We start from the raw sequence: 16,455 nt of genomic DNA on the forward strand, positions 1-16,455 counted from the left end.
GCGTTGCGTGCGCCGCTCAGGTGCGCGGGCGCACGACCAGTTCGACGCCCGTGGGCAGTTCCGCGGCGCCGGACACCTCGCCCGGGTAGTCGAGTTGTACGCGGCGCAGGCGCGGCAGCCCCACCAGGTGCACCAGGTCGACGGCGTCGAACTGCGAGAGGTGGACTTCCTCGAGTCCCGTGAGACGCCGTGCGGTGCGCCGCAGGGACACGGCGGCACCGGGGCGGGCCCGCACCTCCAGGCGGGTGAGCTGCGGGATGGGGGTGCCCGGCGGGAAGAGCATCAGGCTGAGCTGGTCGTGCGAGAGCCGCAGCGTGCGCAGGGTGTCCAGCCGGGCGAGGAGCGCGTCCCAGTCGTCGGGCCTGAGCCGGTCGCTCGCGTTGTGCAGGCGCAGTTCGCGCAGCCGGGTCAGCCGGGTCACGTCGGTGAGTTCGACGGCGTCCGGCGGCAGGGCGAGCAGTTCGAGTTCGCCGGGGCGGGGCAGGTCGCGCAGTCCGCGCCAGGGCACCGCGGCGCCCAGGATCAGCGAGTCGAGCCGGGGGCAGGCGGAGAGCCGGGCGAGGGGCTCCAGTTGGGGCAGGTCGGCGAGGGTGAGGCGGCGCAGCCCGGGCAGGCCGGTGAGCGGCGCGGTGTCGCTGACGGACCGGCAGCCCTGCAGGGTGAGCGCTTCCAGGGAGCCGAAGGCGGTGAGGAAGTCGAGTCCCGTCAGCCGCATGTTGCCGCGAAGGCGCAGCTCGCGCAGCCGCTCCGGGTCGAGCGCGCCGAGGATCTCCGCCTCGGTGAAGTCGCCCTGCAGTACGACGCGTTCGAGTCCCGGCATGGCGTCGAGCGCCTTCAGTTCGGCCGCCGAGCGTACGGTGACGGCCTCGTCGGCGCCCGCGGCGAGCAGCGGCTGGATGATCTCCTCCGCGTACGCGTCGGTGTCGAACCGGTCCCAGTGGCCGAGGAGTTGGGCGCGGACGCCGGACTGCCGGGTGGTCAGGAAGTCGCGCAGGCGGGCCAGTGCGGCGTCGCCGCCGATGCGGCAGATCGCGTGGGCGGTGGTCACTTCGGCGTCGCCTTCGAGGGTGTCGGCGGCGGGCAGCAGGCCGAGCAGCAGGGTGCCGGTCTCGGCGAGGGCGCGTGCCTCGCGCAGGCTGCGGGGCGGCAGGAGTTGCGCGGCGCGCTCCTCGACGGCCTCGCGGACGTCCGGGTCGAGGCGGGTGGCCTGGTCGAGCGAGGCGAGCGCGAGCAGCCGGAGGCGGGCGCGCACCGCGTCGTCCGACTCGCGGTCGGCGCGTCCGCCGAGCCTGGTCAGGAGTTCGGCGCGCTCGTCGGGCCTGGCCTGGGCGACGGCCATCTGCAGCACGTCCTCCCAGGTGTCCAGGTGGGCGTGCGAGACGAGCGCCCCGATGTCGTGTTCTTCGAGGGCGGCCTTCGCGCCGAGGAAGTCCTGGAAGGTGCGGTGGATGAAGTCCACGGCGTCGTCGGCCGGTTCGCGCAGGAGTCCGGAGCGGTCGAGGAGCAGCCGCAGCACGTCCTCGGCGGTTCCGGCGCGGGCGAGCTGCGGCACGGAGGGGCTGAGCCGCTCGATGAGGTCGACGGCGTCCTGCCGTTTCAGGCTGGTGCGTTCGTTGCGGATCAGCCAGTACGCGAGGCGTTTGAGCGGCTCCGTCGCGGACTTCTGGTCCAGGGTCGGCGCCCGGCGTCCGTACAGGTCGCGCTCGCGGTCGCGGCGTTCCAGGAGCATCGAGAGCGCCGCGTCGTACAGCGCCACGCGCCCCTGCGGCAGGAAGCCGCGGCGCTCGCGGTGCAGGGCGCAGATCAGCGAGCACAGCAGGGGGTTGGTGGCGAGCCGGCTCAGTTCGGGGCTGGCGCGCAGCGACCGCATCAGGGACTGCGCGAGTTCGTCGCCGGCGCCCGCCGCCTCGTGCCAGCGCTGGATGAAGCGGCGTACGCGCCCGGGCCGCATGGGGGTGAGGGTGAACTCCTGGAAGCCCTCGCGGCCGAGCCAGTCGCGGGGCAGCGCGGAGGGGCGCGTGGTGACGAGCCAGAGGTTGCCGGGGAACGTGGTGCGCAGCTTGGTGAGCCAGGTCCGTGCGCGGGACCGTTCGGCCTCGGGTATCTCGTCGACGCCGTCGACGAGGAGCACTCCGCGTCCCGAGCCGAGGACGCGTACGGCCCAGCCGTCGGGTTCGGTGCCGACCAGCGGGCAGCCGATCCACCGCAGGAACCCTTCGGGCATGGGGAGTTCGGCGTCGTCGCGGGCGAGGGTGCGCAGCGGCAGGACGAACGGCACGCGGCCGAGGAGCTGCGGCAGATGGCCGGGCACCTGGTCCTGGCGTGCGGTGGTGAGGGCGAGCCACTGCACGAGGGTGGTCTTGCCGGTGCCCGCGACGCCGCGCAGCAGGACGCTGTCGTGCCCGGCGAGCACGGTCTCGACGGGGCCTGCGGGGCGTTCGGCGTCGGGGTCGGGGTCGACGCCGCGGCCGTCCGCGTCGCCGTTCACCGCGGGCACCGGTTCGACGAGGTCGCGGGCGGGCACGGCCTCCAGGCTCAGATAGGCGGTCTCCAGCGGCCAGGCGTGGCTCTGCGGGTCGTGCAGGTCGACGCCGTAGATGGTCAGGGTGCTGTGCTGGCCGACGATGTAGTCGGCGTATCCCCGCTCGAATTCGGTGTCCTGCGCGGGCGTCGACGGCAGCCGTTCCAGGAGCAGTTCGAGCTGTTCCTGCTGGCGGCCGAGCCGCTGGAGCACCTCGACCTGGGTGCGTCCCGCGAAGCCGGGGCGCAGGCTGAACTGGTGCACCAGGTGCAGGCAGGCGGTGACGAGGAGGCGGTCGTGCAGCCGTGCCGCGTCGGCGCTGAGCAGGGCGCGGGTCTCCGGGGCGCTGGCCCGCACCAGGGCGGCGGCGAGCTTCTCGGGGCCGAGGTCGTAGGCCTGTACGTCGTCCATGTCGAGGTCGCCGAGCGCGCGCAGGGTGTGGCCGAGCGCGTAGCCGACGGCGTTCTGCTCGTCGGGGGCGATGGGCGGGTCGTGCGGTCCCGCAGCGCGCATCGCCCTGCGGACCAACTCCCGTGCCAGCTGGTAGAGATCGGCCTCGCCGAGTGTGCGCCGGTCACCGGTGAAGGACAGCAGCCGCCCGATCCGTACGGGCCGCTCGCCGAACTCCGCGCCCGGCCCCTTCGGCGGCAGCAGCAGCCGTTTGATCAGCGGCACCATCACCGACGACGCGATGCGCAGCCCTACCGTTCCCGCGTCCACTCAAGCCCCCATCCGTGAACGGCCCGCTTACGGGAACCCTAGAGGGTGCGGGAGGACGCGGGCTACGGCGCAGAACGGGTCGCACGGGAGCGGATGTCACGCCTCCGGCGATGTGGCCGCCCCCGCCCCGGCGGCCGCCCCGGCGCGGTGCGCGAAGCGGTCCGCCGCACGCCGTCCCCTGCGCTCCAGCGGCAGCACCCCCGTGGCTGCCGCGAGACCGGAGGGGGGCATGTCGAAGTAGATCGATTCGTACGACCCCTCGGGGGCGATGTACGTCTCGTGCCACAGCCCCACATGCCGACGCGTCTTCCCTGCGCGGATCTTGCGGTTGGCGGTCTGCCACGCCTTGTGGTGGATGGTGTCGGGCGACTGGGCGTAGGCGTAGAGCTTCTCCTTGGACTCCCAGTACTGGACCACGTAGTACGTGCGCGGCGACGCGGTGAGCAGGACGCTCTTCAGCAGGCCCCGGCTGCTGTCCTTGCCCAGTTCGCGGAGCATGCGGGGCATGGAGACGAACACCGGCAGCCAGTGGTGCACCGCCCAGAAGTGGTTGATGCGCATGCCGATGAGCAGGACCGCCACGTCCCCCTCGGCTGCCGCGGTGGTGAAGCCCGGTGTCGGCTTGGCGAACATGCGGCCCCCAGTGAGTGCGCTGACGTCGTCGCGAATGCGCTGATGTGATCGGTGATTACATCAGCGCCCGGGTGGGCGGTCAAGGGTTTTGCACGGCGGGGACAGGGAGTACGGGCGCCCGTCAAGGGGCTTGATGGCGGGCGTAGTTGACGATGCCGAGGCCGAAGGTGTCCAGTACCTGTTCGGCCAGATGCTCGGCGTGATCCGGTGGCAGATATCCGTCGACAATCATCTGGGACAGACCGTAGACAAGGGCCTGTCCGGCCAGACCGACCACCGCGGGATCCCCCGCGCGCAGCTCGCCCGCACGCTGGTCCGCGACGATGGATCCGGTCAGCGCCGCCTCGATGGCGGTCACCCGCGCGTCGATCTCGGCGGGCCTGTGCGGGCCGAACACCAGGGGCTTGACCAACTGGAAGCGGTGCGGGTGGCGGATCGCGTAGCGCACGAAGCCGAGGCCGAAAGCGCGCATCGACGAGCCCTCCGCGTGTTCGAGCTCGGCGATCTGCCACGCTTCGTAGTCGGCCAGAATCCGTTCCGCGAGCGCGGTCAACAGCGCCTGCCGGTCGGCGAAATGACGGAACGGCGCCCCGGGCGACACTCCCGCACGGCGCGCGACCTCGCGCACGGTCACCGTGTCCTGGCCGCCCTCGTCGAGCAGTTCGAGCGCGGCGGCGACAAGGGCCGTGGGCAGCGAGCCGTGGTGGTAGCCGGAGCGTGCCGCGGGCTTGTCCTTCATGCCAGCAGTGCTACCACATGGCCGAGAGGGCACTGTAGACGCAGTCGAGTTGAGCGGAGGAGGCGATTCCGGCCAATTGTCCCGTGCGGGTGATCTGGCCGGTCTTGCGGTGTACCGGTTAGATGCCCCGGGCATCGAATGAGGGCAGAAATCGGGACGCTCTCCGCTTGCGAGGTACACCCATGACGGAATCAGTCGCCTTCCCCCAGGACCGCACCTGCCCCTATCACCCGCCCGCCGCGTACGAGCCGCTGCTCGACGACCGCCCGCTGTCCAAGGTCACCCTCTTCGACGGCCGCTCCGTATGGCTCGTCACCGGGCACGCGGCGGCCCGTGAGCTGCTCGCGGACCCGCGCCTCTCCTCCGACCGCGAGACCGAGGGATTTCCCGCGCCCACCGAGCGGTTCGCCCGCGTCCGCACCAAGCGCGTCGCCCTGATCGGCGTCGACGACCCGGAGCACAACACCCAGCGGCGCATGCTGATCCCCAGCTTCTCCGTCAAGCGCATCAACGAGCTGCGCCCGCGGATCCAGGAGACGGTCGACCAGCTCCTCGACACCATGATCGAGAAGGGCTCGCCCGCCGAGCTGGTGAACGCCTTCGCGCTGCCGGTGCCCTCCATGGTGATCTGCGCCCTGCTCGGCGTGCCGTACGACGACCACGTCTTCTTCGAGGAGCAGTCGCGGCGCCTGCTGCGCGGGCCCACCTCCGAGGACACCGAGGACGCACGGGACCAACTGGAGGCGTACTTCCACACGTTGATCGGCAAGAAGCGGCGCGACCCGGGCGACGGGCTCCTCGACGAGCTGATCGCCAGGCAGCAGGAGGCGGGCGCGCCGGACAGCGAGGAACTGGTCAGCCTGGCGACGATCCTGCTGATCGCGGGGCACGAGACCACGGCGAACATGATCTCGCTCGGCACCTTCACGCTCCTCCAGCACCCCGAGCGGTTCGCCGAACTGCGCGCCGGACTCGGGGCCGAGCCCGCCCTGATGCCCGCCGCCGTCGAGGAACTGCTCCGCTTCCTGTCCATCGCGGAGGGCATGCTGCGGGTGGCGAAGGAGGACATCGAGATCCAGGGCAGCACCATCCGCGCCGACGACGGCGTCGTCTTCTCCACGTCCCTCATCAACCGCGACACCGCGGCCTTCGACGCACCGGAGGAACTGGACTGGCACCGCACGAACCGCCACCACCTCGCCTTCGGCTTCGGCATCCACCAGTGCCTCGGCCAGAACCTCGCGCGGGCCGAGCTGGAGATCGCGATGCGCGCCCTCTTCGACCGGCTGCCGGGCCTGCGCCTCGCCGTGCCCGCCGAGGACATCCCGTTCAAGCCGGGCGACACGATCCAAGGCATGATCGAACTCCCCGTCGCATGGTAGGAGTTGGGCATGACGATCCACGTAGAGAAGGACCGCTGCGTGGGCGCGGGCATGTGCGCGCTCACCGCACCGAGCGTCTTCACGCAGGACGACGACGGCCTCAGCGAGGTGCTGCCCGGCCGTGAGGACGGCACCGACGACCCCATGGTGCGCGAGGCCGTGCGGGCCTGCCCGGTGTCGGCGATCGCCGTCGAGGACGACTGACCCCGCCCGTGGGGCGGCTCAGCCCGCCCCGCCGGGCCGCCCTTCGAGCCGGGCCTCGACGGCCTGTTCCAGGGTGCGGCCTTCCGCGGCGTCGGCGGGTTCGAGGAAGGCGTGGATCAGCGCGAGCGAGACCGTGCCCATCAGGGAGCGGTGCCGGTCGTGGTCGACGACGCCGGAGCCCGGGTCGCCGATGGACCGCAGGATCATGCCGTCCGTGGCGGCGGACAACGCGTCGGCGAGGTCGTCGAGGGTGATCCCGGGCCGCAGCCGCAGGTTCCGCGCCTCGATGACCTCGGCGTAGAGCTGTTTCCAGGACGCGAGGTAGCCCCGGTAGGTGTCCGCGAGGGCCTGCTGCACCGTGTCGTCGCCGTCGGCGACCGCCATCAGGGCGAGGCTGAGCCGCACGGACGGCGTGCGGGCGCCCTCCGCGGTGTGCTGGTACGCCGTCTCGTGGACGGTCCGCACGAAGTCCTCGCCCGTCACGAGCCGCGCCGTGTTGACCGCCCGCTGCTCGACGTAACCGGGCCGGTAATTCACCGGCCACATCGCGAAGTTGATGAGGTCGGCGACGTAGTCCGACTGGGTGCGCCACTGGGTGCGCAGCGTCGAGACGAGGCCGCGCCGGGGGAAGACCGCGGGGTTGTTGGCGACCTCCGCCGCGACCGCGCGCTGGGACAGGAAGCCGAGGACGGCCCGCTCGACCCGGTGTCGGCCCCGCACGGTGGCGCGGCGCGCCGCGCCGGGCCCCAGGTGCTGCTCGACCAGCCGCATCCCCGCGGCGAGGTAGGCGGCGGTGTGCGGGTCGTTGGCGAGCCGCCGACGGCCCGCTGCCGTACGCCGGTTGAGGTGGCGGAGCACCTGGGACAGGTCCTGGTCGTACGGGAAGGGCAGATGGCGCTTGCGGGGATGCGGCTCGTTGGTTGCGTCCATCCCCACATGCTCGGACCCCGGCCGCCGGCACACCAGGTGCGCACCCGCGCGCGAGTTCCGGTGCCCCGTACACCCTGAACCACCGTGCGCCGAGGGCACGTTGCGCGCGCCTGCGCAGCTGTTCGCGGCCCGGTCACCGCCGTATACCGGGACGGTACGCCAGGACCCGTCCCTCAGCGAGGTGTGACGCCGATGCCCACCACCGTCCTCACCACGGCCCTTCTGGTGCTCGCCTGCGCCACGGCGGGCCGGGCCGTGGTCCACCTCGTCCTGTGCGCGCTCGCCGTGCTCAGGGCGCTGCTCGACGTGCTGGGGCGGCGGTGACGTGCGCAAAGAGCGGCGCCCTCGGGGCTATTCGCGCAGCGTCGCCGCGAAGCTCCTGCCGTACGCGTGGTGCGTGTCGACCTCGATGCGGGTGCCGCCGTGGGCCGGGGTCACCCGGACGCCGGGGTCCGCGGAGACCGCGCGCAGGGTGCGGCCGCGGAGCAGCAGCGTGACCGTGTCGCGGTCCATGGTCGGGTCGGAGACGGCGACGGTCGTCGTGCCGCGCGGGCCCCGGCGGCGCACGATCACCGAGGCGGGGCCCTCGACGCGCAGGCCCGCCGTCTCGTGGCGTCCGCGTGTGAAGGTGTTGGCGGCGCTCAGGCCGAGCCCGGTGTGGGCGACGGCCTGCAGTCGCGCCGTGTTGGCGAGGACCTTCAGCGGCCCGTTCCGGTGCGAACGCAGCTGTCCTTCGGTCGCGTTGGGCACCAGCGCGTAGGCGAGGCGGGCGGCCTTCGCCCCGGCGGTGTGGTCCACCGTGACGCCGAGGACGGCGCGGGTCACGGCCGTGTCCGGGTTCGCGGTGCGCACGACGCGGCGGCTGCGGGTGACCCGGTCGACGGCGGCCCTGACCTGCGGGGTGTCGAGGAAGACATAGCCGACGGCGGTGCCCCGGGTGGCGTTGGCGTAGCGCAGCCAGCGCAGCGGCGCGGTGCCGGGCCCGGTCCAGGGGCTGCCGTCGAGGAGCGCGCCGGTGAGCGAGGTCCGGTCGTCGGGTGCGGCGATGCGGGCGTCGACGGTCGTGGTGACGGCGCGTCCCGCCGGGTCGCCGACGTCGGCCGCGAGCACCACGATCTCGTCGTCGAGCAGGAACCACGACTTCGTGGCCGTCGCGCCCCGGTACACCACGAAGTCGTCGGGCAGGATCTCCCGGTCGCGGTAGGCCGCGTCGCTCGACTGGACCAGGCCCGCCGCGCCGTACGCCCCGAGGACGGCGCCGCCGGACCAGCCGTTCGTGCCGCGCGGGAAGTAGACGTAGGTGTTCTGCGACTCGGACGACGAGGTGAAGTGGAGGGGGTGATCGGGGTTGTCGTAGTACGGCTTGCCGTACAACTCCGGTACGGTGCGCCGCTGTTCGACCGGCGCGGTGACCCCGGCGAGGCCGTACGGCGAGACGGTGGTGAAGTAGTCGACGCCGTACGCCCGGGTCTGGTCCTGACCGGAGAGGTAGAGGTAGTGCGCGCCGTCGCCCTGGAACCACGGCATGAGGTTCTCGCCGTTCATGTACTCGTACTTGCTGATCCGGTCGGAGCTGCGCGCCAGCGCGAAGGCGTAACCGGGTCTGCGGTGCACCGTCTTGTCCATGGCGTTGAAGGCGACGCTGCGCGCGGCGGGGTTGAGGTCGGCGGGCGGCACGGTGGTGTCGCCGATGATGTCGGCGTAGCGCACGATGCTGAGCGGCGAGACGAAGCGGGCCGGGTCCAGGGCGGTGGGCGAGGTGGCCCTGATGTGCTTGACGTAGCTCTTGAGGGCGGTGGCCGCGGCGCCCGTCGCGAGCGAGGAGAGGTCGACGACGGCCTCGACGACCACCACGACGTCCGTGTAGCCGGAGTCCGTGCGCGACACCGCGCGGCCCTTCACGATCTCCATCATCCAGCCCTCGAAGATCAGCGGCGCGAAGCCGTCCCGCACCCAGCCGTGCACGGTCGGCACCAGCTCGTCGCCGTGCGCGAAGCCGGTGCCTTCGAGGATCTTGAGGGTCTGTACGACGCGGGTGAGCAGGCCCTTGCCGTACGAACCCGTGTACGCGACGGAACCGTGCTGGATGAAGGAGCCGTCGGCGTAATGGCCGTCCGTCACCCCGTGGTTGAGGTGGTAGGGGTCGACGGTGACGAAGACCGTCAGCTGGTCGGTGAGGGCCTTGCGGATGCGCGCGTCGCCGCCGTCCGCCATGAGGGCGCCCTGGAGGATGCGGTTGGTGGTGATGTCCGCGAGGTTGGCGCCGGTGTGGAAGCGGGAGTCGAGGTCCACGTCGCCGTTCTTGCCGTTGCGGAGGTAGGCGTCCATGGCGGCGATGTAGGTGGCGGTCAACTCGGGGCGCTGGGCCCCTATTCGGTCGGCGAGCAGGACCAGGGTCCTGCTGATGTGCTGGGAGATTCCGATCTCCCAGTGGAACCAGTTGCCGTAGTAGCCCTTGGACTGGTCTCCGTAGTACCGCTCGTACAGCCAGACCAGGCCGTCGATCACCCGGCGCTGCACGGCGGCGGCGCCGTACAGGTCGGCGGGGATGCCCGGGGTGCGGGTGGCGAGCGCGATCTCGTACAGGCGGCGGTAGGCGGTGTTGAGGCTGGCCTCGTCGGTGCCGAGCACCAGACCGGCGAAGAGCTCGCCCTCGCCCGCGTCGTCCATCGCCTGCAGACCGGCCCGCGCGGTCTTCTCGACGGCGGCGAGCTTCGCGGCCGTCTCGGGGCGGGCGTTGGACTCCGCGGTGCCCGCGAAGACCGCGACGGTGTTGGCGAGCAGCCGTGCGGTGTCCCCCGCGGCACCCACCGCGGGCAGCGGGACCACCGCCAGCAGACCGGCGGCCGAGAGAGCTGACAACAGGCGTCTGCGCGTGATCTCCATGGTGTCCTCCACCGACGAAGTGCCGTCCCGGCGGCCGGAGTCAAGCAGACGCCCCCACCGGCTACAAGGGTCCCCACTTGATACGGTCGCCTCCGATCTTGATGCGCAAACGGGGGAAGGATTCGCCATGCCCGGGAGGGGCGCGCCGCGTGCCGCGCGGAAACGGACCTGGCTGGTGGTGACCGCTCTGGTGGTCCTGGTGGTCGCGTCGTCGGTGACGTGGTTCCTGGTGGCCGACGACCAGGAGCGCGACGAGGTGCGGGCCGCCAACGCGGACCAGTTCACCCGGGCCTGCGCGGGCCTGCTCCCCGAAGAGATGCGCCCCTTCGTCTCCGACGACGAACGCGGCGCCCTCGACGAGTTCGGCACGATGCTGCGGCCCGGCCAGGAGAGCCGCGCACTCCTTGACTGCACGCTCTCCTGGGGCGGCGGCGGTGACGCCTGGGAGCCGGACGCGCAGGCGCGGGTGCGGGCCGAGGCCGTCCTCGGCAGCACGGCGCCGCCCACGCTCGACGGCGGCTACGAACTGCCCCTGCCCGAGACGGCGTTGGGCGCCGTCTCCGTCGACGACCGGCTGCGGGGCAGCACGGTGACGGCCTCCGTGCTCGCCGACTGCCCCAAGGGCCTGACCGGACGGGTCCGTCCGGCGCGCGACCTGCTCGTCACGGTGGACCTGCCCTCGCACTCCGACGAGTACGACGTGCCGAAGTCCGAACGCCTCGTCGCGTCCCGCACCGCCGCGGACGTCGCCAACTGGGTGACCAGGAAGCAGGGTTGCGGGAGCAGGCCGCTGCCCACCGAGCCCGCCGCGGCCGGCTCCCCCGCCGACGCACCGAAACTCTGCGCCTGGCTCTCGCCCAAGGCGCTGCACCTCTCGCCGGGCCGCTGGTCCTTCGACGGGAACGCCAAGACGTACAGCAGGCGCACCGGCGCGTGCGGCGGACGGTGGGACGACACCGCGGGCTCGCCCGCCGATCGATCCGTCAAGGCGGCGAGCGCGGAGAGCTGGTCGGGGGTCCTCGCGCGCGGGGCGTACGACGACCACCGGGGCGACGGCGAGGTGCCTGGCCCCGGGAAGCAGCCCCCGCACGACAAGCCCGTCACCATCGAGGAGTCCGGCGACGATCCGCTGCTCGCCCTGTGGGCACGCTCGGAGTGCGCGGCGGGCACCACCTACCACCGGGTGACGGTGACCCCCGAACTCGACTTCGAGTACGGCCTGGAGCAGGGCAGGTCCGTGCTCGAACCGAAGGACCAGCGGCGGCTCTCGCGACAGGCGCGCGCCGTGCTCGACCGCTATCTGGCGGCCCCCGACGGCTGGCCGCACCGCGCGCACTGCCGGAACACGACGGTCATGGGAGAGGTGGCCCAGTGGCGCGGCTGACCTGGGAGACGAAGAAGGGGCGCGCGGCGCTCACGTCCTGCGGGGTCCTTGTCGTCCTCGCACTGATCGCGGGCGGGTACTACTGGTGGGGCGGCCCGCACGAACGGCGCGTGGCCCAGCAGGTCCTGGACGAGGCGTGCCGGGGCGTGCTGCCCTCCGCCGAGCTGCGGGCCGTCCTCGGCGACGGGCCGTTCGAGAGCGGTCCCGGCAAGGCGAACCTGCGGGACGCGGGGCGGGCCGACGAGGGCGACCGGGGTGAGATCCGTCAGGTGTCCTGCGCCGTCCGGCGGGACACCGAGCACCATGCGGGCCATCCGACGCACGACGCCTCCGTCGACGTCACCGTGCAGAGCGTGCCGGAGCGCAAGGGGAACGACCTGGGCGGGGACCGTGCGGCCGAACGCCCGCGCGGATACGGCCCGTTGTACCCGTTCGTGTCGGACGAGCTGCCGCCCGCCGCGCTCGGCCGCGGCTGGCGGGGCGTCTTCACCACCGGCGAGGGCTTCGACCACCTCGTCGACGACGATGCGGCGACCACGTCGGTGCTCCTGGACTGCGCACGCGACCGCGGCGGCCTGCTCGTCACGGTCGACGTGAAGGAGGAGGACGTCACCCTCGACGATCCCCGGCGGCGCACCGCCTATGCGCGCATCGCCACCGCGACGGCCGCCGAGGCCTCCCGGCAGTGGGGCTGCGACGACGCCCCGCTCGGCAAGCCCCTGCGCACGGTGGCGCTGCCGGTGAACGCCGACGAGGACGTGCCGCTCGCCGACGCGACCGGGTCCTGCCGCGGCCTCCCCGCACGCGGCTCGCGGGTGTCACGGGTGTGGGAGGGCGCGCGGTCCGGCGGCCCGGTCGAGGTGTGCGTGCTCGGGGGCGGGCCGACCGGCACGCCGACCGCGGACGCCGCCGTTTCCGCCGGATCTCCCGAAGGGGCGCGGCGCCACCACCTCGTCGCGTACTACGGGCCGTACGCGCGGAACCAGCGGCTGGACCACCAGGAGCACAACTACTCCGAGGAGCCGGGCCCCGGCGACGCCCCCGCCGGGCGTCTCGCGGGCGGCGGCCACTGGGCGAGCGCCGCATGCCGGGACGGCGGCGGGCCCGCGCTGTTCACGGTGCGGCCGAGCGACGCCACGGACGGGGACGAGTACGACGCGCACGGCAAGCGCCGCGAGGCGAAGGAGTCGGCGGCCGACCTGGCGTACGAACGCGCCGCGCTGCGGGAGTTCGCGCGGCGCTCGGCGAAGGAGCACGGCTGCGCGGCACCGAAGCTGCCCTGACGTCGTGCGGGGCCGGGCCCGTCCTGCGGGGTCGGCCGGTCACCCCTGCCGGGTCCCGCTCCGGTCCGCGATGTGCGGCGGCGGGGCGATGCCCGCGGGCAGCAGCGGGTCGGGGACGGGCGCGCCCCAGGTGGCGGTCAGCGGGAGGTTGCCCGCCCAGACGCCGAGCGCGGCGTCCGGCCCCTCGCCGTCGTCGGGCGGTCCGACGGCGACCTTGACCGAGGCCTCTTCGAGGGAGAGCGCGAGCAGGGTCGTCGCGGCGAGTTCCTTGCGGCTGGGGCGGCGGGCGTAGTCCCACTGGCCCGGCGTCGCGTGCTCGGTGAGCAGCCGCAGTCCGCGCAGCTTCTCCTCCGGGTCGGTCACCCGGCGCGGCACTCCGTGGATCATCGCGCTGCGGTAGTTGACGCCGTGCTCGAAGACGGAGCGGGCCAGGACCAGTCCGTCGACGTGGGTGACGGTGACGCAGACCGCCGCATCGGGGTCGGCGGCCAGGCTGCGGCTCGCGACGGAGCCGTGCAGGAAGAGGTGGGTGTCGTCGCGGCCGTAGACGGTGGGGACGACCATCGGGTGCCCTTCGACGAGGACGCCGAGGTGGCAGACGAATCCCGCGTCGAGTATCGCTTCGAGGTCGGCGCGCTCCAGGCTGCCCTGGTCGCGCAGTCGGCGGTGGCGGGTGCGGTCGGTGACGGGGAGCGCGGCGGGCAGCGACGACGGCTGAGATCGTTGGTTCACACGGTGACAAGTTACCGATACCGCGCCCGAGTTGCCACACATCAACGAATTTCGTTTACGACGCCCCACCCAGGCCGCGATATCCGCAGCCGCCCCGCCACCCGTCCAAGTCCGGTCCGAAGAGTCCAACGACTCCCGGTCCGAAACAATTGTGAGCCGGTGCCCGGGCACGGTCTGATGGACCGCATGGAGCTTCCCCACCACGAGGACGTGTCCCCCGGTACCGGCAGCCTCCCGCCCCGCGCGTGGTACGCGGCGTCGGACGCCCCCACCCTCCCCCTCGACGGAACGTGGCGCTTCCGCCTCTCCCCCACCGCCGACACCGCCGACGAGTCGTTCGCGGCCACCGGCTTCGACGCCCGGACCTGGGACACCGTCGCGGTGCCCGGCCACTGGGTGCTGCAGGGTCACGGCACCCCGCACTACACCAACCAGCTCTATCCGTTCCCCGTCGACCCACCGCGCGTCCCCACCGAGAACCCGACCGGCGACCACCTGCGCACCTTCGACCTGCCCGCCGGCTGGCCGTCCGACGGCGGGGCGACGCTCCGCTTCGACGGCGTGGAGTCCTGCGCCCGCGTCTGGCTGAACGGCACACCGCTCGGCGAGTTCAAGGGCTCCCGGCTCCCCCACGAGTTCGCGGTCGGCCACCTGCTGCGCCCCGCGGGCAACGTCCTCGCGGTCCGCGTCCACCAGTGGTCGTCGGGCTCGTACCTGGAGGACCAGGACCAGTGGTGGCTGCCCGGCATCTTCCGCGGGGTGACGCTCCTGCACCGCCCCGAAGGCTGCGCGGGCGACCACTTCGTGCACGCCTCGTACGACCACCGGACGGGCACCGGCACGCTGCGCGTCGACTCGGACGTCCAAGGCCGCGTCACCGTACCGGAGTTGGGGATCGACGCCGCGACGGGCGAGTCCGTCACCGTGGCCGTGGCGCCGTGGACCGCCGAGACGCCGCGGCTGTACGGCGCGGTGCTCGCCACGGCGGGCGAGCGGATCCCGCTGCGCGTCGGCTTCCGCACGGTCGCCGTCGAGGACGGCGTCATCAAGGTCAACGGCCGCCGGATCCTCTTCCGTGGCGTGAACCGCCACGAGTTCCACCCGGACACGGGCCGCACCGTCGGCATCGACACGATGCGCGCGGACCTCCTCCTGATGAAGCGGCACAACATCAACGCCGTCCGCACCAGCCACTATCCGCCCCACCCCGCCTTCCTCGGCCTCTGCGACGAACTCGGGCTCTGGGTCGTCGACGAGTGCGACCTGGAGACGCACGGGTTCACCATGCAGCAGTGGCGCGGCAACCCCGTCGACGACGACCGCTGGACGCCCGCGCTCCTGGACCGCGCGGCCCGCATGGTCGAGCGCGACAAGAACCACGCATCGGTGATCGTCTGGTCGCTCGGCAACGAATGCGGCACGGGCCGCGGCCTGACCGCGATGGCCGAGTGGATCCGCGCCCGTGACCCCGACCGCCTCATCCACTACGAGGGCGACCGGTCCTGCGCGGACACCGACGTCTACTCGCGGATGTACGCCGACCACGCCGAGGTCGAACGGATCGGCCGCGGCACCGACGAGGGCCCGGCGTCCCGGCGCCGACTGCCCTTCGTCCTCTGCGAGTACGCGCACGCGATGGGCAACGGCCCGGGCGGCCTCGGCGAGTACCAGCGGCTCTTCGAGACGTATGAGCGCCTCCAGGGCGGCTTCGTCTGGGAGTGGATCGACCACGGCATCACCCACCCCGCGTACGGCTACGCCTACGGCGGCGACTTCGGCGAGGCACCCCACGACGGGAACTTTGTCTGCGACGGCCTGGTCTTCCCCGACCGGACCCCATCGCCCGGGCTCGTCGAGTACAAGAAGGTGATCGAGCCGGTCCGGATCACGGGCGAAGGACGGGACGGCATCGTCAGGATCACCAATCTGCACGACTTCGCCGACCTCTCCCACCTCGCCTTCACCTGGTCGTACGAGCAGGACGGCACGCCCGTCGCCGACGGTGTCCTCGCGGTGCCGCAGGTCGGGCCCGGTGCGCACACGGAGGTGAAACTGCCGCCCCCGCCGCGCCGCGCCCCGGACGCCGAGACCCGGTGGACGGTGCGGGCGGTGCTCGCCGACGACACGGCGTGGGCGCCGCGCGGCCATGTGGTGGCGTGGGCCCAACTGCCCGTCGGATCCGGCACGGTCCCGCCCGCGCCCGGCGGCACGCCCCCGGTGCGCGACGGCGGACGGATCACGCTCGGGCCCGCCGCCTTCGACGCCCACGGGACGCTGCGCTCCTTCGGCGGCCTGGCGATCAGGGACCTGCGCCTCGACGTGTGGCGCGCGCCCACCGACAACGACAACGGCATGCCGTGGCGCCCCGAGCCGCCCCTCGCCGCACGGTGGCGCAAGGCCGGGCTCGACCGGATGCAACACCGCCTCGACGCCGTGGAGTTGAGCGACGAGGCGCTGACCGTGCGCACCCGGGTCGCGCCCGCGGCCAGCGACATCGGCCTGCGTGTGGCGTACCGCTGGCAGTCGGACGGGAGCCGCCTCCTGCTGCGTCTCGACGTGCGTCCTGAGGGCGAGTGGACGGTGCCGCTCCCCCGGCTCGGCATCCGCTTCGGGCTGCCGGGCGCGGCGGGACGGGTGAGGTGGTTCGGCGGCGGGCCCGGCGAGGCCTACCCCGACACCCGGGCCGCCTCGCTGCTCGGCGTGTGGGAGGCGGACGTCGACGCCCTGCAGACCCCGTACGTACGCCCGCAGGAGAACGGGGCCCGCCCCGACATCCGGTGGGCGGAACTCGGCGGCCTGCGGGTTGCGAGCGACGACGGGCCCTGGCTCACCGCACGCCGCTGGACCACCGAGCAGCTCGACGCGGCCCGCCACCGCACCGACCTCACGCCCGGCGACACGCTCTGGGTCAACCTCGACATCGGCCAGCACGGCATCGGCACCGGGTCCTGCGGGCCCGGGACGCTGCCCCCGTACGAACTCCACGCCCGGCCCGCCTCGTTGACCTGCACCTTCTCCCTCATGGAGGAGTGAGGGGCACC

At 72.9% G+C, this 16,455-nt stretch carries 12 protein-coding genes; 6 read left to right on the forward strand and 6 right to left on the reverse strand.

Features of this window, described 5'->3' with window-relative positions:
• Positions 1-16 precede the first annotated feature (16 nt).
• The 3 genes from ACFWZ2_RS30095 to ACFWZ2_RS30105 form a co-directional block, all read right to left on the reverse strand.
• A complete protein-coding gene (locus ACFWZ2_RS30095; protein ID WP_384550978.1) occupies positions 17-3,241 on the reverse strand; it encodes an NACHT domain-containing protein in 3,225 nt (1,074 codons plus the stop codon).
• A 96-nt stretch (positions 3,242-3,337) separates the two neighbouring features.
• Positions 3,338-3,874: a DUF4188 domain-containing protein gene (locus tag ACFWZ2_RS30100; protein WP_384550980.1), complete on the reverse strand. Its 537-nt coding sequence runs from the start codon at positions 3,872-3,874 to the stop codon at positions 3,338-3,340.
• Between the two features lie 121 nt (positions 3,875-3,995).
• The gene (locus ACFWZ2_RS30105) at positions 3,996-4,613 is read right to left on the reverse strand and encodes a TetR/AcrR family transcriptional regulator (RefSeq protein WP_384550982.1); all 618 of its coding nucleotides are present in this window, start codon (positions 4,611-4,613) and stop codon (positions 3,996-3,998) included.
• A 182-nt stretch (positions 4,614-4,795) separates the two neighbouring features.
• On the opposite strand from ACFWZ2_RS30105, the gene ACFWZ2_RS30110 reads away from it, so the two are divergent.
• A complete protein-coding gene (locus ACFWZ2_RS30110) occupies positions 4,796-5,995 on the forward strand; it encodes a cytochrome P450 (protein WP_384550984.1) in 1,200 nt (399 codons plus the stop codon).
• 9 nt (positions 5,996-6,004) lie between these two features.
• Positions 6,005-6,199 carry a ferredoxin gene (locus ACFWZ2_RS30115; protein WP_384550986.1) on the forward strand — a complete coding sequence of 65 codons (195 nt, stop codon included), beginning with the start codon at positions 6,005-6,007 and terminating at the stop codon, positions 6,197-6,199.
• 18 nt (positions 6,200-6,217) lie between these two features.
• Here ACFWZ2_RS30115 and ACFWZ2_RS30120 read toward each other — a convergent pair whose 3' ends face one another.
• Positions 6,218-7,129, reverse strand: coding sequence for a TetR family transcriptional regulator C-terminal domain-containing protein (locus tag ACFWZ2_RS30120; protein WP_384550988.1), 912 nt, complete (start codon positions 7,127-7,129; stop codon positions 6,218-6,220).
• Between the two features lie 192 nt (positions 7,130-7,321).
• Between ACFWZ2_RS30120 and ACFWZ2_RS30125 the strand changes: the two genes are divergently transcribed.
• On the forward strand, positions 7,322-7,453 hold the full coding sequence (locus tag ACFWZ2_RS30125; RefSeq protein WP_384550990.1) for a hypothetical protein: 132 nt from the start codon (positions 7,322-7,324) through the stop codon (positions 7,451-7,453).
• A gap of 27 nt (positions 7,454-7,480) precedes the next feature.
• Here the strand turns inward: ACFWZ2_RS30125 and ACFWZ2_RS30130 are convergent, their stop codons facing one another.
• Positions 7,481-10,015, reverse strand: coding sequence for a polysaccharide lyase family 8 super-sandwich domain-containing protein (locus tag ACFWZ2_RS30130; protein ID WP_384550992.1), 2,535 nt, complete (start codon positions 10,013-10,015; stop codon positions 7,481-7,483).
• Positions 10,016-10,142: 127 nt separating this feature from the next.
• Here ACFWZ2_RS30130 and ACFWZ2_RS30135 point away from each other — a divergent pair, with 127 nt between their 5' ends.
• The gene (locus ACFWZ2_RS30135) at positions 10,143-11,399 is read left to right on the forward strand and encodes a hypothetical protein (RefSeq protein WP_384550994.1); all 1,257 of its coding nucleotides are present in this window, start codon (positions 10,143-10,145) and stop codon (positions 11,397-11,399) included.
• Entirely contained in the window at positions 11,387-12,682 is a 1,296-nt protein-coding gene (locus ACFWZ2_RS30140; RefSeq protein ID WP_384550996.1) for a hypothetical protein, read from the forward strand. The genes ACFWZ2_RS30135 and ACFWZ2_RS30140 overlap by 13 nt, the downstream gene beginning before the upstream one ends.
• Before the next feature lie 39 nt (positions 12,683-12,721).
• On the opposite strand, the gene ACFWZ2_RS30145 is transcribed toward ACFWZ2_RS30140, so the two are convergent.
• Positions 12,722-13,414 carry a pyridoxamine 5'-phosphate oxidase family protein gene (locus ACFWZ2_RS30145; RefSeq protein WP_384550998.1) on the reverse strand — a complete coding sequence of 231 codons (693 nt, stop codon included), beginning with the start codon at positions 13,412-13,414 and terminating at the stop codon, positions 12,722-12,724.
• A gap of 186 nt (positions 13,415-13,600) precedes the next feature.
• Between ACFWZ2_RS30145 and ACFWZ2_RS30150 the strand changes: the two genes are divergently transcribed.
• A complete protein-coding gene (locus tag ACFWZ2_RS30150; protein ID WP_384551000.1) occupies positions 13,601-16,447 on the forward strand; it encodes a glycoside hydrolase family 2 TIM barrel-domain containing protein in 2,847 nt (948 codons plus the stop codon).
• Positions 16,448-16,455 lie beyond the last annotated feature (8 nt).

The sequence above is a fragment of the Streptomyces sp. NPDC059002 genome, assembly GCF_042740435.1.
Lineage (GTDB): Bacteria > Actinomycetota > Actinomycetes > Streptomycetales > Streptomycetaceae > Streptomyces.